The 19866-nt window shown below is 60.3% G+C and carries 18 protein-coding genes and 1 pseudogene; 7 read left to right on the forward strand and 12 right to left on the reverse strand.

Features of this window, described 5'->3' with window-relative positions:
- Nucleotides 1-48: 48 nt before the first annotated feature.
- The 7 genes and pseudogenes from ACNAZS_RS13860 to ACNAZS_RS13890 all read right to left on the reverse strand — a co-directional run.
- Nucleotides 49-1094 (reverse strand): annotated as a pseudogene (locus ACNAZS_RS13860) (YXWGXW repeat-containing protein); the annotation flags it as partial.
- 24 nt (nt 1095-1118) lie between these two features.
- Nucleotides 1119-1292, reverse strand: a complete 174-nt coding sequence (locus tag ACNAZS_RS13865) for a hypothetical protein (RefSeq protein WP_415790198.1) — start codon at nt 1290-1292, stop codon at nt 1119-1121.
- 217 nt (nt 1293-1509) lie between these two features.
- Nucleotides 1510-2193: a DUF2894 domain-containing protein gene (locus tag ACNAZS_RS13870; RefSeq protein WP_415790200.1), complete on the reverse strand. Its 684-nt coding sequence runs from the start codon at nt 2191-2193 to the stop codon at nt 1510-1512.
- Entirely contained in the window at nt 2186-2875 is a 690-nt protein-coding gene (locus ACNAZS_RS13875) for an OmpA family protein (protein ID WP_415790202.1), read from the reverse strand. Before ACNAZS_RS13875 ends, ACNAZS_RS13870 begins: the two co-directional genes overlap by 8 nt.
- Complete coding sequence (locus ACNAZS_RS13880) at nt 2872-5889, reverse strand: DUF802 domain-containing protein (RefSeq protein WP_415790204.1); 3018 nt, start codon at nt 5887-5889, stop codon at nt 2872-2874. Before ACNAZS_RS13880 ends, ACNAZS_RS13875 begins: the two co-directional genes overlap by 4 nt.
- Before the next feature lie 18 nt (nt 5890-5907).
- Complete coding sequence (locus ACNAZS_RS13885; RefSeq protein ID WP_415790206.1) at nt 5908-6816, reverse strand: DUF3348 domain-containing protein; 909 nt, start codon at nt 6814-6816, stop codon at nt 5908-5910.
- A gap of 139 nt (nt 6817-6955) precedes the next feature.
- A complete protein-coding gene (locus ACNAZS_RS13890; RefSeq protein WP_415790208.1) occupies nt 6956-7849 on the reverse strand; it encodes a LysR family transcriptional regulator in 894 nt (297 codons plus the stop codon).
- A gap of 137 nt (nt 7850-7986) precedes the next feature.
- Between ACNAZS_RS13890 and ACNAZS_RS13895 the strand changes: the two genes are divergently transcribed.
- Both ACNAZS_RS13895 and ACNAZS_RS13900 read left to right on the forward strand, forming a co-directional pair.
- A complete protein-coding gene (locus ACNAZS_RS13895; protein ID WP_415790210.1) occupies nt 7987-9084 on the forward strand; it encodes a mandelate racemase/muconate lactonizing enzyme family protein in 1098 nt (365 codons plus the stop codon).
- Nucleotides 9085-9139: 55 nt separating this feature from the next.
- A complete protein-coding gene (locus tag ACNAZS_RS13900) occupies nt 9140-10132 on the forward strand; it encodes a Bug family tripartite tricarboxylate transporter substrate binding protein (protein ID WP_415790212.1) in 993 nt (330 codons plus the stop codon).
- A gap of 65 nt (nt 10133-10197) precedes the next feature.
- On the opposite strand, the gene ACNAZS_RS13905 is transcribed toward ACNAZS_RS13900, so the two are convergent.
- The 3 genes from ACNAZS_RS13905 to ACNAZS_RS13915 all read right to left on the reverse strand — a co-directional run bounded on the left by ACNAZS_RS13905 (nt 10198) and on the right by ACNAZS_RS13915 (nt 13077).
- The gene (locus ACNAZS_RS13905) at nt 10198-11208 is read right to left on the reverse strand and encodes a D-2-hydroxyacid dehydrogenase (protein WP_415790214.1); all 1011 of its coding nucleotides are present in this window, start codon (nt 11206-11208) and stop codon (nt 10198-10200) included.
- The gene (locus ACNAZS_RS13910; RefSeq protein ID WP_415790216.1) at nt 11166-12122 is read right to left on the reverse strand and encodes a Bug family tripartite tricarboxylate transporter substrate binding protein; all 957 of its coding nucleotides are present in this window, start codon (nt 12120-12122) and stop codon (nt 11166-11168) included. The genes ACNAZS_RS13905 and ACNAZS_RS13910 overlap by 43 nt, the downstream gene beginning before the upstream one ends.
- A gap of 166 nt (nt 12123-12288) precedes the next feature.
- The gene (locus tag ACNAZS_RS13915) at nt 12289-13077 is read right to left on the reverse strand and encodes a class II aldolase/adducin family protein (RefSeq protein WP_415790218.1); all 789 of its coding nucleotides are present in this window, start codon (nt 13075-13077) and stop codon (nt 12289-12291) included.
- 278 nt (nt 13078-13355) lie between these two features.
- Between ACNAZS_RS13915 and ACNAZS_RS13920 the strand changes: the two genes are divergently transcribed.
- The 3 genes from ACNAZS_RS13920 to lon all read left to right on the forward strand — a co-directional run.
- Nucleotides 13356-14369 carry an aldo/keto reductase gene (locus ACNAZS_RS13920; RefSeq protein WP_415790220.1) on the forward strand — a complete coding sequence of 338 codons (1014 nt, stop codon included), beginning with the start codon at nt 13356-13358 and terminating at the stop codon, nt 14367-14369.
- A 175-nt stretch (nt 14370-14544) separates the two neighbouring features.
- Entirely contained in the window at nt 14545-14952 is a 408-nt protein-coding gene (locus ACNAZS_RS13925) for an Hsp20/alpha crystallin family protein (RefSeq protein WP_415790222.1), read from the forward strand.
- Nucleotides 14949-17271: endopeptidase La (lon, locus tag ACNAZS_RS13930; protein WP_415790224.1), on the forward strand; the 2323-nt coding region annotated here is incomplete at its 3' end. The genes ACNAZS_RS13925 and lon, both read left to right, overlap by 4 nt.
- 83 nt (nt 17272-17354) lie before the next feature.
- Here the strand turns inward: lon and sodC are convergent.
- Nucleotides 17355-17885 (reverse strand): superoxide dismutase [Cu-Zn] SodC, encoded by a 531-nt coding sequence (gene sodC, locus ACNAZS_RS13935; protein WP_415790226.1) that lies wholly within the window; start codon nt 17883-17885, stop codon nt 17355-17357.
- Nucleotides 17886-18033: 148 nt separating this feature from the next.
- Complete coding sequence (locus ACNAZS_RS13940) at nt 18034-18492, reverse strand: GNAT family acetyltransferase (RefSeq protein ID WP_415790228.1); 459 nt, start codon at nt 18490-18492, stop codon at nt 18034-18036.
- A gap of 66 nt (nt 18493-18558) precedes the next feature.
- On the opposite strand from ACNAZS_RS13940, the gene ACNAZS_RS13945 reads away from it, so the two are divergent.
- Together ACNAZS_RS13945 and ACNAZS_RS13950 are read left to right on the forward strand one after the other, a co-directional pair.
- Nucleotides 18559-19221 (forward strand): thiopurine S-methyltransferase, encoded by a 663-nt coding sequence (locus ACNAZS_RS13945; RefSeq protein WP_415790230.1) that lies wholly within the window; start codon nt 18559-18561, stop codon nt 19219-19221.
- 20 nt (nt 19222-19241) lie between these two features.
- On the forward strand, nt 19242-19628 hold the full coding sequence (locus ACNAZS_RS13950) for a DUF488 domain-containing protein (RefSeq protein ID WP_415790232.1): 387 nt from the start codon (nt 19242-19244) through the stop codon (nt 19626-19628).
- The last annotated feature ends 238 nt before the right edge of the window (nt 19629-19866 follow it).

Raw genomic sequence — 19866 nt, forward strand, 5'->3', positions numbered from 1 at the left:
TGTTGACGAGCTTGCTGCTGGCGCTGCTCGTGCTGCTGCTGTTGACGNGCTTGCTGCTGGCGCTGCTCGTGCTGTTGCTGTTGACGGGCTTGCTGCTGGCGCTGCTCGTGCTGTTGCTGTTGACGGGCTTGCTGCTGGCGCTGCTCGTGCTGCTGCTGTTGACGAGCTTGTTGCTGGCGCTGCTCGTGCTGTTGCTGTTGACGGGCTTGCTGCTGGCGCTGCTCGTGCTGCTGCTGTTGACGGGCTTGCTGCTGGCGCTGCTCGTGCTGCTGCTGTTGACGAGCTTGTTGCTGACGCTGCTCGTGTTGCTTCTCCTGACGAGCTTGTTGCTCGCGTCTGTCCGATCGCTGGTGTTCCTGATTGCGTCGACCGCCGTCACGATGGTTTGCGTCAGAATGTTCTCGCTGATCTGCACGGTCGTTCGGACGGCCGTCATGTGACGGACGGTCGTAGGCGGCGTCTCGGCGACGGTCTTTGTGATCGCGTGCCTCGGCGGCCCGACGATACTCGCGGTCGACCCTCATTTCCCGGTCAGTGGGGCGACGTTGAACACCGTCCCGGCCGCCGTAATAGCTGATGCGGCGGTTGTCGACGTGATGGACGACCTTGCGGTGGTAGACGTGTTTGACACGCCGTGTGTCGATACGGTTGTACTCGCGGTTGTAGTGGAAGTGTCGGTCCTTCCAGTAGCCGCCCGAATATCCCGAGCCGATATAGCCGAACCCATAGTTGATGCCGCCGTAATAGCCGACGTGCTGGCCCCAGTAGCCGGGATACCAACGATAGACGTTATTGACATAGCCCCAGTAGCCGGGGGTCCACAGCGCCCCCATAAAGGGCGGCAGACTCCAGGCGCCGGGCACCCAGTAATAGCCCCCCCGGTTTAGGGCCCAGTAGCCGGGCGTCCAGATATAGTCCGGACCCGGAATCATCGGCTGCTCGTAGATGGGCAGCGGTGGCGGTGGTTCGTTCCAGGCGTTGACGCCAATACTAATAGAAACGTCGGCGGCCGCTGCGGGTAGCGGGGCAAGTAATGCGACGGCCAGTGAGCCCGATATCAACACACTGGCAGATAGGCGTTTGAATGTCTTCATAGCGATCTCCCGTAGGGAAAATCTTTAGCGATAGTGGCGATAACGAGAACCGTGATGTCCCGAGTAATGTCCGCCGTGGTGGTGGCTCGGTTGTGCGTAGCCGTACCCGCCGTGGCCACGGCCGCCGTGACCGTGCGGAACCACAATGCATCCAGCCAAGGTCGTGGCGGTGATAAGCAATATGGCAAGGGTTTTCATGATGTCGCTCCTTCAGCAACGTACGGGTTGCTCCGTACAGACGCGCCTATTTAGGCATACGGCAAGGGGCTACATCGATTTCTGTAATCGTTTAGAAATCGTTTAATCGTGACGAATGCGCATATTCGTGACCATCTGTATAACGACCGTGACAATCGCCCGCGAGCGTGGTCGCACTCTCGATATGAGTGTAAGTGGACGTAAACAACCGATGGACTCAGGCGGGCTTTTTCGGGATTTTTCTTGCGCCGCTGTGGGTCTTTTTTGTGCTTTTCGTGGCTTTTGTGCCCTTCGCCCCTTTGCTTGCACGCTCTTTAGGGGCTGGGCTATTGGCGATTTGTAGCTGTTCTACCCAGCCCAGCGTGTCCAGATAGGACAAAAACTGATGCAGATAGCCCGGCGACACGTCGCGCATCATTGATAACGTACGGTGCACCAGATGATTCGAGTTGAGCGGGCCGGCGTTTTCGTGGACTTGCTCTTCGGATTGCCTGACTTGCCGGTTAGCACTGACGCGAGACCACGTGGCGCGAAATTCGTCCAGCACCGGCAGTTCGGGATAGCGCTCGCGCAGATTATTGACGCGACTTGCGAAGAGGTGATTGGTGCCTGGGGGGACGAGCGTCGCCAAGTGATTCACGAGCGTGCTGAGCGTGTCGTCTTGCCGTGCCTTGCGTGGCGTGGTGGCCGATGCGGCGGCGCTGTCCAGGTGCGTTCGATACTGTTGAAGCAATTCGCTCAGGCGCGCATCGAGAACTTTCCTGGCGTGGCCCTCAAGTTTGACGGCGCGCGTGGCCATGGCCTGAATAAACTGAAAGCGCACGGGATCCAGACGATCGGCACCTTGTTCGCGCCAAGCGTCCAGGGCGGCCTGGATGTCGGAATGAGTGGCATCAGTCACGGGCGGCGGCGGCCTCGTTCGAGGTCTTTGGAATGGGGGCGATTTCTACGCGCCGATTGCTGGCGCGGCCGTCGGGGTCGCCGTTTGATGCGACGGGACGTTGTTCACCAAAGGCCGCGGCAAACAAGATATCGGGCGAGATGCCATTACGGATCAATTCACGGGTGACGGTCAATGCGCGCTGGGCGGAGAGCTCCCAGTTATCGGAAAAATGACGGTTGTTTTCGTGGATCGGTTGATTATCGGTAAAGCCGCTGACCATCAATACTTCGTCGTGCGTTTGCAGATATTCCGTCAAGGGGGTGACCAGGCTTTGCAGTACTTTACGGCCTTCGGGCTGTAGCTGGTCGGAATTCAGGGCGAACAGCACGCTGCCGGCGATGCCGATGCGGCCGTCGATGAGCGTGACCTGTCCGGCGGCCAGAGGTACGGCCAGTGCGTGCTCCAGGGCCTCGCGGCGTTGGGTTTCTTCTTGACGCTGCTGGACTTCGGTTTCCAGTTTAGTGGAGAGCGCCAGTCGCTTTTTGACTTCGGATTCCAACTCGGTGGAGAGCTCGAGCTGCATGGCGATGACGCCTACCAGGATCAGCACAAACGCGCCGAGCAGCACCGTCATCAAGTCGCCAAAAACCGCCCACGCCGGGGCGGAGGGTTCTACACCAGCGTCGATTTCGTCTTTCATGACGCGGCTTCGCTATTGGCGCTGGCCTGTTGGTTGGCAAGCTGTTGCAGGTCTTCGATGATTTGCTTTTGCGACATGACGCTCAGGTCCACCACTTCGCGGGCTTGTGCGACGTAGTAGGCCAGTTGCTCGTCGCTGCGGGCCATCGATTTGTCGAGAGCGGTTTCGATGCGCTCGAGGTGCTCGACCAGCTTGTCGTTGGACTGACTGAAAAGCTGCACGGCCGTGCCGAAGGCTTCGCCCAGGCTGGCGACCTCGACGGCGCTGCCCGTAATGTGAGCTGCGGCGTCGGTCAGTTTGACGCTCTCTGTCTGGGCCGTGTTGGTGAATTGCGACCCCACGCGTTCAAAGAGCTCGGAGGAGTTGGCGATCAACGCGTCGACGGCGTCGCGCTGTTGTGTCGAGGCGTGATTTACAGCATCGAGCAGTGTGCTCAGCGTTTCCATCAGGCGACCGCGTTCTTCGAGCAACTCGTTGTCGCGGGCCATGCCATCGGACAAGCGTTGACGCAATTCGGAGATGACCGAGGCGGCTGCCCTGGGTGCCTCTGCGGCGGTTTGCACCAACTGGGCGACTTCTGCGATTGTGTCGCGCGCTTGGGTCTGGGTGTGGGTGGACAGTTCCTGCGCAGTTTGGGTCAGCGTGTCGCAGATTTCTTGCTGACGGAGGGCGGCCTGTGTGCTGGCCTGTTCCCATTCCTGGCGCAATGTAAGGGCGGTGTTTTCCAGGGAGACATTCAACGAGGACGCGATGTCGTCGAACGAGTTATGTAGCGTCGACGCGGTATTTTCCAGCGTGGTGCTTAGCGTGGTGGTAGTGCCTTGCAGTGAGGCGCTCAACGAGGCCGCCGTGTCTTCCATCGAGGCGTTCAATGAGTTGGCAGTGGTTTCGATCGATGTATTCCACGTGGACGCGATGTGATCGAGCGATGCCTTCCAGTTGTCCAGGCGTTGTTGGTCTTGTGCGATCAGTTGCGCTTGCAGGTCGGCGTGCGACTGACGGAGTTCGGCGATGACGCTGGCCGCGGCCTTGGGTGCCTCGGATACCGTGTGCAGCAACTGAGACACTTCGGTGATGGTGTCGCGGGCTTGCGCCTGGGTCTGCGACGACAATTCTTGTGCGGTTTTCGCCAAGGTGTCGCAGATGGTTTGCTGGCGCTCGGTGGCATGTGTGCTGGCCTGCGCCCATTCCTGGCGCAAGGTTGAGGCGGTGTCCGTCAGCGCGGTACTTAGTGACGATGTGGTGCCTGCTAAGGACGCACTCAAGGAAGACGCCGTGTTCTCCATCGACGTGTGCAGTGTACTGGCGGTGGCTTCCAGGTTGGTATTGAGCGCGCTGGCCGTGGTTTCGAGCGAGGTATTCCAATTCGACGCGATGTGATCGAGCGAGGCTTTCCAGTTGTCCAGGCGCTGTTGGTCTTGTGCGATCAGTTGGGCTTGCAGGTCTGCGTGTGACTGGCGGAGTTCGGCGATGACGCTGGCCGCGGCCTTGGGCGCCTCGGATACCGTGTGCAGCAACTGAGACACTTCGGTGATGGTGTCACGGGCTTGCGCCTGGGTCTGCGACGACAATTCTTGTGCGGTTTTCGCCAAGGTGTCGCAGATGGTCTGCTGGCACTCGGTGGCGTGCGTGCTGGCCTGCGCCCATTCTTGGCGCAGGGTCGACGCGGTGTCTGTCAGCGCGGCACTCAGGGACGATGTGGTGCCTGCCAGTGTGGTGTTCAGGGACGAAGTGGTGCCTTCCAGCGCGGCACTCAAGGACGATATCGTACTTTCCAGCGACGTGTTCAATCCGGTAGCGATGTGATCCAAAGCCCCTTTCCAGGTGTCCAGGCGTTGTTGATCATGCTCGGCGAGCTTGTTTTGCAACGCAGTGTGAGATTGATCGACACTGCGCAGCAGGGACGTGGCGTGTTGTTCCAGACCGGCGGTCGCGGCGATCAGTACACGTTGATTTTCCTCGGTCAGCTTGGCGTTGGTCCGCTCTTGTTGAGCGAGTGCCTGATTCCATATGTCGGCCACTGATGAGGTGGTGGCTTCGAAACGGCCGGACAGGCTTTCCAGTTGTTGGCGTATGGCGATGGCGAGGGTGTCTTGCCAGGCGCTGGTTTCGCGTGCCAGACCGGCCAGCGTGGATTGCACGGCAGGTTGGATGGCGTCGCCTGCTACGCGGGCGCTATCCATCACGCTTTGCTTGAGTGATTGCTCGATGGCGGTGGCCAGTCCGGTATAGGCCATCTCGGTTTTGCCGTAAAAGGCATCCTGGCTGGCGGCCAGGCGTTCGTGCAGCGTCTGGCTTTGCTTTTCCATGGCCGTCATCATGGCTTGTAGCCGTTCGACCAGAACGGGCATGGCCTCGGCCTGTTGCTGCATCAATTTGTACGTCTGCTCGCCCTGGTGGTTTTGCGAGTAAGGGCGCAGTGTGGTCGCGATCAGGACGTCCAGTTGTTGTGCGGCCTCGACGCGCGAGCGGCGGCAGAGCGCCGCCAGCATGCCCAGGGCAGCTGATGTTGCGACCCCTGCGACCGAGGTGCCAAAAGCAAAACCCAGGCCCTGGACGGGCGCTGCCAACGAGGCGCGGATGGCTTGCAGATCGACGGCGCTTTCAAGGGCGGCGCCAGTGCCTCGCAAGGTGGCGACCATGCCGAGGAAGGTGCCGAGCATCCCCAGCAACACCAGCAATCCCACTAAGTAGGGTGTCAGGCCGGGACCGGGCAGGGCGACACGCTGGCCCTCGATGCGCAGGCGCGTCGCGCCGCGCAAGCTGGGATGCAATTGGCTGAGCCAGCTATCCAGGCTGGAGGGGGCAACCGTCAGGCCGGACACGGCGCCTGACAGCGTATTTGTCCCGCGTTGATAGCGTTGCAGTTCAACCGCCCCGATCACATAGACCAGGCCGATCAGGAGGATGATCGCCAGCGCGAGCGGGTTGGTACCCAGGTAACCGGTACCGATCCAGCCTACAACGGCCAGACCGGCCAGGAAAACGACAAGGGAGAGAATGTTTCGGGTCATAGGGTACGGGTGGCACGGTCAACTGGTGCGCAGCGCGGCCAGCAAGCCTTCGATCGGTTGTAAACGGATGTCCAGTTCGGCCAGCAGCACACTACGCATATCTTTGCGAAAGGTGGCGAGCCAGAGGGGAATGACCGGCGCGACCGGTTTGCTGGCGCGAGGGTTCGCGCTAACACGGGTATTGGCCAATGGGACGGCGCGGGTCAGAGTCTGGACGGCGGGAGAGGGGGCAGCGAGCGCCGCCGCCTGTACCTCGCTGGATGGCGAGGCCGGGATAGTTGTTGCCGAGGCCTCGGCAGCCTTGACTGCGCGTTCTTGGGCCTCTTGCTCGGCTTTTTGGGCCGCTTGTTTCATGCGGTTGAAGTGTCTTTCCAGCAACTGCGGCACCGTGGCCAGTAGTTGGCGTTCCTGGATGCTCAACGAGCGCTCGACGATGGCGTCAACCATGGCCAGTCGCGCCCGCTCTGGCGTCTGGGCCGCGAGGATGGCGCGCAAGCTGCCTCGCAACTTGGCGATACTGGCCTCCATCGCTTGCTGGATCGTCTGATACCGTTTCCGGTAAATCGTGTAGTCGACGGGAATCTCTGGCACCGGGCCAGCGGTAACGGTCTTCGCGTCGCGTTGCGAGGGGACGAACACGTCCGCCGTGAACGCTTTTTCGTCCGCGATGGCATAGGCCAGCGCGGCGCGCATGCGTTCGTATTCCTGGAGCTCAGTGCTGTCCAGGGTGTTGGGGTTGGCGGCGACAGCCAATGGGCCTCGTTCCAGCACGGTGGAAAGGGCGATCGCATCCGTCCAGCCTAACCATAGGCTGAGCCGTTCTGAGAGAGGTTGGCGGGATTCAGAAACGTCAGCGTCCGTCAGACGAGCAAGCAGACGGATAAGCGTGGGGCCGCTGACACCTGTGCGCCGGGGTACTTGCACCATACGTGCCAGAGTCAAAATGCGCCAGTTTACAAGGTGTGCGGCGCACGGGCACGTTTTGCAACCGGTTTGCTGGTTTTTAGCCCCTGTCGGACTGAAAAAATCGATAAATTACGCATAATCGTGTCGGATGTATTGGGTTCTAGAGTTGCTGCTGCGCTTGGTCCTGCAGACATTGTTGTAGGTAACGCGCCGCATCGCTGAGCGCCCGATCGTGCGCCCAGACCAGGGCGAGCACAGGGTCGGACAGGGTCAGTAAATGCCGTGCCAACAGCCCTTGCCGCTGCGCGTAGCGCGCACCCAGGGTTTCGACAATCGCAATTCCCAGTCCTTCGCTGGCCAATGCGCAGGCGGTGGACGACTGGGCAACTTCGATGATCGGTTGAAAAACCAACCCTTGTCCTTCGGTGGCCTGCCGGGTGGCGCGGCCGGCGGGCAACGCGGTCGCCAGGACCACAGGCGAGGCGGCCGCCACCATATCGAGCGTCAATGCTGATCGTCCCGCCCAGGTATGGTCGGGACGCATTACGGCGTACAAGCTCAATGGACTGAGGGTTTGGCTGCCGACCCGGGTCAGATCCGCAGGCGATCCGATGATGATGCCCAAATCAATGCGGTGATCCACGGCCATTTCAATAATTTCCAGTGCGGTGCCCGCGCGTACGGTCGTGGTGACCGACGGATGTCGCTGGCGCATGGCGGCCAACGCGGGGGGCAGCAGGCTGGAGGCCGCTATTGCGACGGCGCCGACGGCCAGACGGGACAGCGCGCCCTGGCGGATATCGCCCGCCAAGCGGTCGACGGCTTCGATACCCGCCAGCGCGTTGAGGACTTCGGGGATCAGGGTGCGTCCCTGACTGGTGAGTTGCAGGCGACGGCTTTCGCGACTGAACAGCGCAAAGCCCAGACGAATTTCCATGTCGCGCAACAGGGCGCTCGCGGCAGGCTGGGTCATGTTGGATGCCGCCGCGGCCGCCGTCACGGTGCCGCGCTGGTACATGGCACGCAACAAGGTCAGTTCGCGTCGATTAAACATATGAAATTTGTATGAACTCAGTCTATCTATCTATTTGACCATATGATTGAGAGGTGACCACAATTCAGGCTGTCTTGTTTTCTGTGGCGGTGCGTGTCGCAAGCGATTGACGCATCGTTACGCTGAGTCTGGATGCCATGAGTGCCAATACGATTGTCTCTGTAACCTGCATCCCGATGCGGTTGCCTTTTTTTCACTGGAGTCCTCCCCCCTTGTTTGCGGGTCGTCCGCGCGACAAGCTCGATAGTGCGTTGGTGCGGGTGCAGACCCAGGATGGGATGGTGGCGTGGGGCGAGTCGTATTGCGTGGAGCCGCGTGCGCTGGAGGCGGTTTTCGATACCCTGATTGCGCCGCTGGCTTGCGGCAAAGACGCCGCAGATCAGACCTTATTGCCGGTTATGCAGCGCACGCTGCATAACCTGGGGCGCTCGGGGCCGGTCGTGCATGCCTTGGCAGGGCTGGACATCGCCCTGTGGGATTTACGTGCCAAACGCGAAAAGGTCCCGCTTTATAGTTTGCTGGGCGGCAAGCGTCGCGAGCGGGTGCGTGTCTATGCCTCGTTGCTGCAGTATTACGGTGACGCACAACGTCTGGACGATGTCGTGACGCGCGCGCTGGGCGAGGGATATACCGCAATCAAACTGCACGAACGCACGGCCGCGGCCTTGGGGGCGGCGCGCGTTGCGGCGGGTCCGCAGATCCCCATCATGGTGGATACGAATTGCGCATGGCTACCGGACGAAGCCCCCGACGCCATTGCCGCCATGATGCCGCATGACCCTTATTGGATCGAAGAACCCCTGTGGCCACCCGAGGACGACCAGGCGCTGATGCGATTGAAGCGAGCGTGTGCCGTGCCTTTGGCGGTCGGGGAGAACGCCAGTAGTGTTTATGCTTTGGCGCGTTTGATCGAGCAGCAGGCGGTGCAGTATGTCCAGCCCAGTGTGATCAAGCTGGGCTTGAGCGCGGCGTGGGCCTTGGCGCAGCAATGCCAGGCGACGACCGTATGCTGCGCACCGCAGGTGGCCTTTTTTGGGCCGGGATACTTGGCGAGCCTGCATCTGATCGCGGCCCAGCAGCAAGAGGTCTCGCTGGAGCGCCTGTACGTCGAACTGGCGCACGTACCCTATGGTGAAACGGTGCCGATCGAGGCGGGCTGGGTGAACGTGCCCGATACGCCAGGGCTGGGAGCGGATCCCGAGCCGGCGCTCATGCAGGGCAAGTACCGACAGTAAACGCATATATATAAAGCGGAATACCAATAACCGGATACGCAAAACAGGAGACACGATGAAATCATCACGCAGAACATTTATGGTGGGCGGCGCGGCACTCGGGCTTGGCGTGATCGCCGCCACCAGAGGGCGGCCCGCAGTGGCCGCGGACTATCCGGCTGATGCCGTGCGCATGATCGTTCCTTATCCTCCCGGTGGCGCGACGGATGTGCTGGGGCGCATGGCGGCCCAGACCTATACAGAGGCATTTGGACAATCGTTTGTCGTGGAAAACCGTGGGGGAGGCGGCACGACGATCGGGACGCGCGCGTTGGCGACAGCCAAGCCCGATGGCTACACGATCGGGATGGTGGACTCTACGTTTACGATCAATCCCGGCCTGTTGGGCGATCGTGTGCCTTATGACACCCTGAAAGACTTCTTGCCGATTTCCCTGATGGCGACAGCGACATTTGTCCTGGTGGTGCATCCGTCGGTGCATGCGCAGGATTTGGCGCAATTCATTCGCCTGGCCAAATCCAAACCAGCGAGTTTGTCCTATGGATCGGCGGGGGTGGGCAGCGGCCCGCACCTGGCAGGTGAGCAACTGCGGCAAGAGGCCGCGATCGATATCTTGCATGTCCCGTATCGAGGCGGTGGTACGGTCTTTACCGATTTGCTTGGGGGGCAGATACAGTTTGCGTTTGCCACGGTGCCGAGCATGCGCGCACATATTCAGGCGGGCAAGCTGCGGGCGTTGGCGGTGACCAGCGAGCAACGCTCATCACTATTGCCTGATGTACCGACTTTTAGCGAGCAGGGGCTGCCAGGCGTGAATCTTTCCCCATTGTTCGGTTTGATCGCACCTGCAGGCGTACCTTCTGCGGTGATCGATAAATTGTCGTCGACCGTGAGTACCTCAATCCGGTCGGGCAGCTTGCACAAGGCGTTGCTGGAAAAGGGCTTTAATCCGGTAGGGAGTACGCCGGCCGAGTTCGAGCAGCGTATCCAGGCCGACGTGGCCAAGTGGATCGAGTTAATTCAGCGTGGCGGGATCAAGGTAGAGTGAACGCAGCACGACCTGCTGCGTTCACCGATGTCCCTTCCCTGTGACGTTACTGATTGCCCGTTGCCTCACAGGCTGCCCTGTGCCCACAACTGCAGTTTGTTGGCGAAGATCTGCCGTACCCGAGCCGCGTTGCCGTCCGAAAACCCGGCGCTGTGAGGGGAGGCAATCACATTTTTCAAGCCCCAGATCGGGGAGTCGGCAGGCAGGGGTTCGTGATAGAACACATCGAGAAAAGCCCCGCCCAGTCGGCCGTCTTGTAGTGCGTGAACGAGTGCGGGCTCGTCGATGACATGGCCGCGCGCGACATTGATCACGCAAGCATGCGCCGGCAGGAGCGTCAGCAAGTCCGCACTGATCAACCCCCGTGTAGCGTCAGTCAGAGGGCAAGCCAGGATGAGCCAGGATGCCGTGGGCAATACCTCATGCAACTGGTCATAGCGCACGGTGCGCAAGTCCGGACCTGCGGGCTCCCCGCTGTGCCGGGCGACGGAGACCTCCAGGCCCAATACTTGCAGCAACTGCCCAATACGCTGTCCGATGCCTCCCCAGCCGACGACGACCGCATGTTGTCCCTGCAGGTCGCGCGGGGTCTTGCCTTCGCCCAGCAGGGGTTCCCATGAGTGCTGTTGCTGCGCCTGCAGGATCTGCGGGAGCTTGCGTGCCAGAGCCAGCAGACCCGTCAACGCGGATTGGGCGACGACCGCATCTGACGCACCGTGCGAGGCGGTCACACGCACCCCGCGCTGCTGTTGCTGTTGGTAAAAATCGCGATCGATCCCTGCGGAATGAACGTGCAGCCATTGCAGATTTGGCGCGGCACGCAGCGCCGTATAAAAACGCTCCGTATCGGGCATGATCTCGAACTTGGTCGAACGGCCTGTGACGTCCCGGGAAATAAAAGCGGCCTCGATGTGAGCCGCGATTTCGTCCCCGGGGTGGCACAACTTGATGGCGCGTTCCAGCGTCGGGAGCAAGGGCGCCAGGAGCGGCGCTTCCCGCTCTGAGCATAGGATATGCAGTGGCGCGGTATCGCTCACTGTGCCGCTACGTCCGCTTGCTCGACGATCTTCTTCCATTTTTCGTATTCGACATGAGTGAATTTATCAAAATCTTCTGGTGTGCCGCCCACGGCGATCGCACCTTCGCTCAGCATGTTGTCCTTGAGGCCGGATAGCGCATCATTGACGCCTTTGTTGATTTTTGCGATGACATCCGGCGGGGTGTCCTTGGGCGCGAAGAAACCAAACCATGAGCCCGCGTCAAAGTCTTTAAAGCCCTTTTCCTGGACGGCGGGCAGGTCAGGCAGCGAAGCCAGTCTCTTGTCCGTACTGACTGCCAGGGCACGCAGCTTACCGGCGCGGATTTGCCCCATGACCGAGGGCGCGGTCGCGAACATAAAGTCCAGTCGGCCGGCGATCAGATCGTTGATGGCATCGGCGCCCTTATAGGGAACGTGGGTTGCATTGGCCCCCAGGTGCTGCATCAGCAGATAGCTGGACAGATGCGAGGAGGTGCCGACGCCGGTCGAGCCATAGTTCAGGTCTTTTTTCGATTTGGCGTACTTGATGAAATCATCGAAATTCTTGATCGGCAGCTCTGGCGGTACAACCAGTACGTTGGGAACCGTCGCAATCTGGACGATGGGGGTCAAGTCGGTCAGCGGGTCGTAACTCAGCTTTTTCAGAGAGGGATTCACCGCGATCGGGCCGACCGAGTCGACGATCAGGGTGTACCCGTCAGGTTCCGAGCGCACCACATATTCGGTGCCGATATTGCCGCCCGCGCCAGGGCGGTTTTCTACGATGAACGACTGTTTCAGTGATTGAGCCAGTTTCTCGCTCGTGGCGCGCGTGAGCTTGTCGGTGGTGCCGCCTGCCGTGAATGCCACGATGACTTTGACGGGCCGATCGGGATACTCGGCGTGCGCGGGCAGGGCCGTGCCCAGGGCCAGGATACCGGCGCTCAGCAGGGAAATGCAGCTTTTCTTCATAAGGAGTCTCCTCGTTATTTTCTTTGTATTGCGTGGCGTCTACTGGAGAACCAGCGCCCACCGCTGTCGTACATCAGCCGCATCGGATGATGCGGCTGTGCTTGATGGCAAATCAGACCTTGCGTAAAAAAAACTGCATGCGAGCGCCCGACCCGCGGGGGACCGCTTAGTTGCGATAGCTGTTGTCCATCCGGTCCAGCTTGCGCAACAACGCCGGCCACTCCATGACGCCGTACGGGCGACGCGTGCCAGGCTGGTAGTTATTCCAGGTTTCTTCGAGGACCTCGGGCGAAATGGTCTGTAGGGGTTGTTGCGTCGCTTGGGCCGCCAGTTGTGCCCGGCAGGAGAGTTCCAGGCGATGCATCCAGTTGAAGGCCTCGCCCACGGTGCGGCCCACCGTCAAGGCGCCGTGGTTGCGCAGGATCAGGGCTTCCCCGTTGCCCAAGTCCTCAATCAACGAGGCTTGTTCTTTGGTATCCAGCACCACGCCTTGATAGTCGTGATAACCGATTTTCAGAAAGCGCATGGCGGTTTGCGTGGCCGGTACCAAGCCACAAGCCAGGGACGAGACGGCCATCGAGGCCCAGCTGTGCGTGTGAATGACGCAATCGACCTCATGGCGGGCGGCGTGTACGGCACTGTGGATGACGTAGCCGGCCTTGTTGATACCGTAGTCCAGATCACCAAAGTCGGGTTTGGACAGAATATTGCCGGCCAGGTCGACCTTGATCAGGCAGGATGCGGTGATTTCCTCGTACATCATGCCGTACGGGTTGATCAGAAAGGCGCCGTCTTCGTCGGGCACCCGAGAGGAGATGTGGTTGGCCATCATGTCGGCCATGCCATAGATTTCCACCAGCCGATAACAGGCGGCCAGATCGACACGTGCTTTCCATTCTGCTTCTGAACATTGATCCCGCATGGAAGGGATTTGCAGTACGCCGGTGTGACTCATGGTGATCTCTGGTTTTTCTGTGGCTTGAGGTGATCGCTGGCCGAAGGTAATGGCTTGTCTCGGGAATAAGTTACTACTGTAATGGTGATTGCCGGCTTGCGATATTGAAGATACCTAAAGAGGGCTTCACGGATGGTGAAGTGCGCGGGCGTGCCGTCGCGAATGGCGGCGCGTCCGAGCGCCAGGGCCGAGGCTGGGCAAAATGGGAGGGGCGCGGTACTCTGTATCATCCCGCAGGCTTGTATCAGTTTGCCCAATTTCCACGAAGGAATAGCCTCATGAAATACCGTCGTCTCGGTACCAGCAATTTGCGTGTTTCCCCATTGTGCCTGGGAACCATGATGTTTGGTGAGCAAACCCCGTTTGATGAGGCAGAGCGTATCGTTGCCTCGGCACGCGAGGCCGGGATCAACTTTATCGATACGGCGGACGTCTATAACGGCGGCCGGTCAGAAGAGGTCGTGGGAAAGCTGCTGGGCGGCCAACGCCATGATTGGGTGTTGGCGACCAAACTCGGTAACGCCGTTGCCAAGGCCCCCAACCATTCGCATTACTCCCGTCAGTGGGTGGTGCAAAGTGTGGAGACCAGTTTGGCCCGACTGGCGACGGATTACATCGATATCCTGTACATGCATCGCGATTTTCACGAAGAAAATCTCGAAGAGGCAATTCGTGCCTTGGGGGATTTGATTCGCGCGGGCAAGCTGCGCAGTTTTGGTCTTTCCAATTTCCGCGGCTGGCGGATCGCGGAGGTCGTGCGTTTGTGCCGTGAGTTGAACGTGCCGCAACCGGTGGTGTGCCAGCCGTACTACAACATGTTGAACCGGGGCCCCGAGGTCGAGATTTTGCCGGCTTGCGGCCATTATGGCCTGGGCGTGGTGCCCTACAGCCCCATCGCCCGAGGGGTGTTGACGGGGAAGTATGCGCCCGGACAGGCGCCGGCGGCCGACACCCGTGCAGGCCGCGGCGACAAGCGCATTCTGGATACCGAATTCCGCGAAGAGTCCCTGCGAATCGCCGCCGAGCTGACGGCGTATAGCGAAGGGCGCGGTGTCAAACCCGGTCATTTTGCGACGGCCTGGGTGTTGGCCAACCCGCTGATTTCCTCGGTGATCGCCGGGCCGCGTACGCTGGCGCAAATGCAGGACTACTATGCGGCCGTGGATGTACAGATCACGCCCGAGGAAGAAACCATGGTCAACGGATGGGTAACGCCGGGTCATGCCTCGACGCCGGGGTATAACGATCCTAGTTACCCATTTTATGGTCGGCCAGTGGCCATAGCCGGGTAAACCGCGACATCGCGGCCGGCACAAGCGGGGCCGGTGACGCCTTCGGCCCCGCATCTGGTCCCGTTACACTGATATCAGACGTCCTACATCACGCGGCTAGCTCGCGATTTGCCCCATCGGCTTGAAATACGCCAACTCGCCGCTATATACGTAGCATGGTTATGAGGGCAAGCTCATGAGATCGCGAGATTTTTCATCCTGGATCTGGGGCGATGCACAATCGCTGCTGGAGCACGCCGAGCGCCTGCATCGACAGTTGCTGCGCGCAGGACCCGCGGATGCACCCCACTGGGAACCCCCGGTGGACATTATCGAGACCGCTACCGCTGTTTTGGTTTATGTCGCGCTGCCTGGCGTACCGTCCGAGCGGCTGGTCGTGGCGTTCGATCCTGGCGGTATCACGGTTTCGGGGGTACGCCCCATGCCGTGTGCGGCCAATGCCCGCATTCACCGATTTGAAATTCCCTATGGCCGTTTCCGCCGCCGCATTGCGTTGCCGTTGCACGCGCTTGAGCCGGAATCCTCTACGCTGGCAGACGGCTGCCTGGTGTTGACGCTGACTAAAGTAAGGGAGGCTCCATGAGCGATACCCGTGTTTTGCCCGATGACGCACGCATCATCATTCCGTTGCGCGATGCGGTGTTGTTTCCGGGCGTGTTGTCGCCCGTGACGGTGCGACGGGAATCCTCTGTCGCGGCCGCGCAAGAGGCCGTCAAGACCGAGCGTCCCGTCGGTTTTCTGTTGCAGCGTGATCCGTCTAAAGACGAGGTGGGACCCAATGACCTGTGCTGGGTTGGGACCGAAGGTCCGATCGCCCGCTACATCACCGGGCAAGAGGGCGCCCATCACTTGCTGGTGCAGGGGCAGTCGCGCTTTCGTGTCCTGGAGTTCCTGACGGGTTGGCCGTTCATGGTGGCTCGCGTCGCCGAGGTCGAGGCGAGCGACACGCAGGACAGCCAGATCGAGGCGCGTTTTCTGCAACTGAAAGAGCAGGCGACTGACGCCATCACCCTGTTGCCCAATGTGCCTGACGAGCTCATCGGCGTCGTACGCGGTATCGAGTCGCCCGGCCTGTTGGCCGACATGGTGACGCACATGATCGACATCAAGCCAGAGCAAAAGCAGGACATTCTGGAAACGTTCGACTTGCCGACTCGTCTGGACAAGTCCATCGAACTGTTGGCCGGGCGCGTCGAAGTTCTGCGACTGTCCAAGGAAATCGGTGACCGTACCCGGGCGCAATTTGATGAGCGGCAGCGCGAGACCGTGCTGCGCGAACAATTACGTCAGATCCAGAAAGAACTCGGCGAAGTCGATGACAGCGCCGTCGAGATTGCGCGCCTGAAAGACGCCATCGAAGCGTCGGGCATGCCCGACGAGGTGCTGAGCCATGCCCGCAAAGAATTGGGCCGTTTGCAACGCATGGGCGAGACCAGCGGCGAGTCGGCCATGTTGCGCACCTACGTCGAGTGGCTGACGGAGCTGCCCTGGAAACAGACGCTGCAGCCGCCGATTGATTTGGCAGAAGCCCGCAAAGTGCTGGACGATGATCACTTTGGCCTGGACAAGATCAAGCGCCGTATCCTGGAATATCTGGCGGTGCGCAAGCTCAACCCGCAGGGGCGTAGCCCGATTCTGTGCTTTGCCGGACCACCTGGGGTAGGCAAGACCTCGCTGGGGCAATCCATTGCGCGGGCGACCGGGCGCGCCTTTCAGCGCGTGGCCTTGGGTGGCGTCCATGACGAAGCCGAGATTCGCGGTCACCGGCGCACATATCTGGGCGCATTGCCAGGCAATATCATTCAGGCGATGCGGCGTGCCGGGACGAATAATGTCGTGCTGATGCTCGACGAGATCGACAAGCTCGGCGCCGGCGGTTTTCATGGCGACCCGGGCAGTGCCTTGCTCGAGGTGCTGGATCCCGAGCAAAACCATAAATTCCGCGACAATTACTTAGGCGTGGATTTCGATTTGTCGCACGTGATGTTCATCTGCACGGCCAATATGCTGGACACGATTCCGGGGCCGTTGCGCGACCGGATGGAGATTATTCAACTGCCCGGTTACACGGAAGAAGAAAAAATCCAGATCGCGCGCCGCTATCTGGTCGCGCGTCAATTCGAGGCCAACGGCCTCAAGCCAGAGCAAGCTGAGCTGACCGATGCGGCCTTGTCATCCATCGTGGCCGATTACACCCGCGAGGCGGGCGTACGTCAGCTCGAGCGCGAGGTGGGTGCGGTGTTGCGCCATGCCGCCATGCAGGTGGCCGAAGGCAAGACCGAGCACATCGTCATTGATGCTGCGGACTTGCCCGATATCCTGGGCGCTCATCGTTTCGAAAACGAGGTCGCGCTGCGTACCAGTGTGCCCGGCGTGGCGACTGGGTTGGCCTGGACCCCCGTGGGCGGAGATATCCTCTTTATCGAGGCGAGCAAGACGCCGGGTGGCGGTCGTTTGATTTTGACCGGCCAACTCGGCGATGTGATGAAAGAGTCGGCGCAGACGGCGTTGACGCTGGCCAAAATCTGGAGCGGAGATGCGCTGGAGAAAACCGACGTGCACATACACGTTCCCGCCGGTGCCACGCCCAAGGATGGGCCTAGCGCCGGGGTCGCCATGTTCCTGGCGCTCGCGTCATTGCTGTCTGGGCGTCCGGTGCGTTCGGATGTGGCGATGACGGGTGAGGTCAGCCTGCGCGGTCTGGTGCTGCCGATCGGCGGTCTCAAGGAAAAAACCCTGGCGGCGCTGCGGGCGGGCATCACCACGGTGATGATCCCGCGGCGCAATGAGAAGGATATCGACGATGTCCCTGCCGAGGCGCGACAGAAGCTGAAGTTCCTGCTGCTCGATCGGATCGAAGACGCGATTCGCTATGCGATCGACGGGCAGGAAACCCCGGCGGNGGCCACCCCTGTGGCCGCTGCCCCCGTGGCCCAGGCCTAGTAGAGGGTAGGGGCTGGCAATGCAATCAGGGTGATGCCGCTGTTATTTCGGGATCACCCCGCACGCGATGCGGCCCGCCCCGCCGCCCAGCGGTTTGGGATGATCGCTGTGATTGTCGCCACCCGCATGCACCATCAATGCCCGTCCCTGGACGCCGGATAACTTCAGGCGCGGGGCAAGCACCGGCGTCGTAGCGGTGCCGTCCGCACCGACATACAGCGCTGGCAGGTCGCCACGATGGGCATCGTCATCCCAGGGTGTGCCGTGTTTTTTGGTGCCATCCGGGTCGTAATGGCCACCGGCACCGCCCGCTGGGACTGTCTTGCCGTCCTTTTGGGTGGCATCGCAACTACCGTTTTCATGGACGTGGAATCCGTGCACACCGGGTGGCAGATCCTTCAGGTTGGGTGTCAGCACCAGGCCGTACTTGCTCTCGGCCAGGCTGACCGAGCCGATTTCCTGGCCTGGGCCTTTGTCCGTGGTCAAGTGCACCGGCACCGTGACATCGGCATAGGCGTTTGCAGCCAGGCCAAGCAATCCGGCTAACAACGTGTTTTTCAGATGACGCTTCATAAGTTCCTCCAGCAAAGCACATAGGGCAGCGGCGAACGGCGAACACCCCTGTTGAAACTCGCAAGCAAGTATTTAGGGTACACACGCCAACCAATCCCCGGCAAGAAAATCGCCTGAGAATTTCAAGAAAAATAACGACAAAGCGTGACTAGGGAACGGTTGGCTGCGGTGGTTCAATATCCGGTATCAACCGTTTCCCCAGGCTGACGACCTCATCTTGCTGGAATGCCAGCTTTTTGTAAAACGCCACGACGGCGGCATTGCCGCTGCGCACTAACAGACTGATTTTTGGACAACCCATGGCCAGCAGTCGATGTTCGACTTCCTGCATCAATGCGCCGGCATAACCGCGTCGCTGATATGCCGGTGCCACCGCCAGATAGTTGACCCATCCCCGGTGTCCATCGTAGCCCGCCATGACGGCAGCCACGACATTGCTCCCCACTGTTCCGACCAGAAACATCTCGGGTTGTACCGTCATTTTGCGGGCAATGTCCTTGTAAGGGTCGTTCCAGGGGCGCGTCAGTTGGCAGTCGTGCCACAGTTGTACGACGGCATCAGCATCCGCAGGTTGAAAGGGCCGGATAGAAAACTCGGGGGCATGCATGCGTTGTTCCTTTAAGTTTCTACAATAATAGCCATATCGACAAAACGTAGAGAACGGAGACTTTGGATGGATGCGGATTTTTGGCTGGAACGTTGGCGTGATGGGCGCACGCATTTTCATCAGGCACGCGTGACACCGCTGTTGGCGAAATACTGGCCCACGCTGGAGGTGCCTGCGGGCGGCAAAGTGCTGGTGCCGCTGTGTGGCAAGTCGCTGGATATGGTGTGGCTGGCAGAGCAAGGGCATCAGGTGCTGGGCGTCGAGCTGTCGGCCCTGGCGGTGGAGCAGTTTTTCGCTGAAAACGACCTGCAGCCCGTCGCTCGCGATGCCGACCAGGGGCGTTATTTCATCGCGGGAAACATCGAAATTTTTTGCGGCGATATTTTCGCTTTGGGGGCGGACGTATTGGGGAATTGCGTGGGAGCCTACGATCGTGCCGCGTTAGTGGCGTTGCCCACGGAAATGCGCGAGCGGTATGCCAAGCATGTCTATGGTCAGTTATCCGACGCTTACCGGGGGCTGCTGATCACCCTGGATTATGAGCAAAGCCAGATGGAGGGGCCGCCGTTTTCTGTGCGCGACGACGAGGTGCAGGCGATATACGCGGCCCATTCGGATGCGATATTGATCGACCGGCGGGATATCCTGACAAAAGAACCGAAGTTTATAGAGCGGGGGTTAAAGCAACTGGATACGTTGGTGTTTAGACTGCAGCGACACATCGGCTAGCGTGCCGTATCGGAGAGGCCATGAGCGTTCGCATCGTAAGATTGGGATCACCACGTGCTGACCACGAGGGTCTGCGCATTGGCACGGTGCGGCGTCCGCCGCGCGGCGTGCCCAAGGCCGAATTCGCCAGTCGAAATTATTACGATGTCTGGCTCCCCATCTTGTCGCCTAGCCCCGAGCTAGTGACACAGGCGCTGGCCGTCACTAACGATACCCAATGGCGAGGCGTCGCTCGCAAAATGCAAGCCGAGCTCAATCACGGCGACGCAGCCAAAGTGCTGGATATGCTGGCGGCGTTGTCCGCCACCACGGATTTTTCTGTGGGTTGCTACTGCGAAGACGAAAATCGCTGCCATCGCAGCGTGCTACGCCAATTGCTGGCCGATCGCGGTGCCGTTCTGGCGTGACGCGTTGCCCCTCCCGGGGGCGTATCGAGCCATAGGTTGATTTTTATCAACGATTGAACATCGTTGCGCCCGGATGGGCGCGGGGCAGGCTTTATCGTCATGACTTGCTCGTGGACGAGCCTGTTGGGTGCTGGTGACGATGATTTGTGTCGATTATTGCGAATATTGACGCAATGTGCCGCGTGCAGTAATGTACCCAAGCTTTGCCTGTAAGTTGATCGTCGACAAGGACACCCTC

It is taken from the genome of Bordetella tumulicola, from assembly GCF_965138755.1.
Lineage (GTDB): Bacteria > Pseudomonadota > Gammaproteobacteria > Burkholderiales > Burkholderiaceae_B > Bordetella_A > Bordetella_A tumulicola.

Coding starts and splice junctions, on each gene's coding strand:
- ACNAZS_RS13865 (WP_415790198.1), bottom strand. CDS start 1,292: ATGAAAACCCTTGCCATATTGCTTATCACCGCCACGACCTTGGCTGGA.
- ACNAZS_RS13875 (WP_415790202.1), bottom strand. CDS start 2,875: ATGAAAGACGAAATCGACGCTGGTGTAGAACCCTCCGCCCCGGCGTGG.
- ACNAZS_RS13880 (WP_415790204.1), bottom strand. CDS start 5,889: ATGACCCGAAACATTCTCTCCCTTGTCGTTTTCCTGGCCGGTCTGGCC.
- ACNAZS_RS13885 (WP_415790206.1), bottom strand. CDS start 6,816: ATGGTGCAAGTACCCCGGCGCACAGGTGTCAGCGGCCCCACGCTTATC.
- ACNAZS_RS13890 (WP_415790208.1), bottom strand. CDS start 7,849: ATGTTTAATCGACGCGAACTGACCTTGTTGCGTGCCATGTACCAGCGC.
- ACNAZS_RS13895 (WP_415790210.1), top strand. CDS start 7,987: ATGAGTGCCAATACGATTGTCTCTGTAACCTGCATCCCGATGCGGTTG.
- ACNAZS_RS13900 (WP_415790212.1), top strand. CDS start 9,140: ATGAAATCATCACGCAGAACATTTATGGTGGGCGGCGCGGCACTCGGG.
- ACNAZS_RS13905 (WP_415790214.1), bottom strand. CDS start 11,208: ATGGAAGAAGATCGTCGAGCAAGCGGACGTAGCGGCACAGTGAGCGAT.
- ACNAZS_RS13910 (WP_415790216.1), bottom strand. CDS start 12,122: ATGAAGAAAAGCTGCATTTCCCTGCTGAGCGCCGGTATCCTGGCCCTG.
- ACNAZS_RS13915 (WP_415790218.1), bottom strand. CDS start 13,077: ATGAGTCACACCGGCGTACTGCAAATCCCTTCCATGCGGGATCAATGT.
- ACNAZS_RS13920 (WP_415790220.1), top strand. CDS start 13,356: ATGAAATACCGTCGTCTCGGTACCAGCAATTTGCGTGTTTCCCCATTG.
- ACNAZS_RS13925 (WP_415790222.1), top strand. CDS start 14,545: ATGAGATCGCGAGATTTTTCATCCTGGATCTGGGGCGATGCACAATCG.
- sodC (WP_415790226.1), bottom strand. CDS start 17,885: ATGAAGCGTCATCTGAAAAACACGTTGTTAGCCGGATTGCTTGGCCTG.
- ACNAZS_RS13940 (WP_415790228.1), bottom strand. CDS start 18,492: ATGCATGCCCCCGAGTTTTCTATCCGGCCCTTTCAACCTGCGGATGCT.
- ACNAZS_RS13945 (WP_415790230.1), top strand. CDS start 18,559: ATGGATGCGGATTTTTGGCTGGAACGTTGGCGTGATGGGCGCACGCAT.
- ACNAZS_RS13950 (WP_415790232.1), top strand. CDS start 19,242: ATGAGCGTTCGCATCGTAAGATTGGGATCACCACGTGCTGACCACGAG.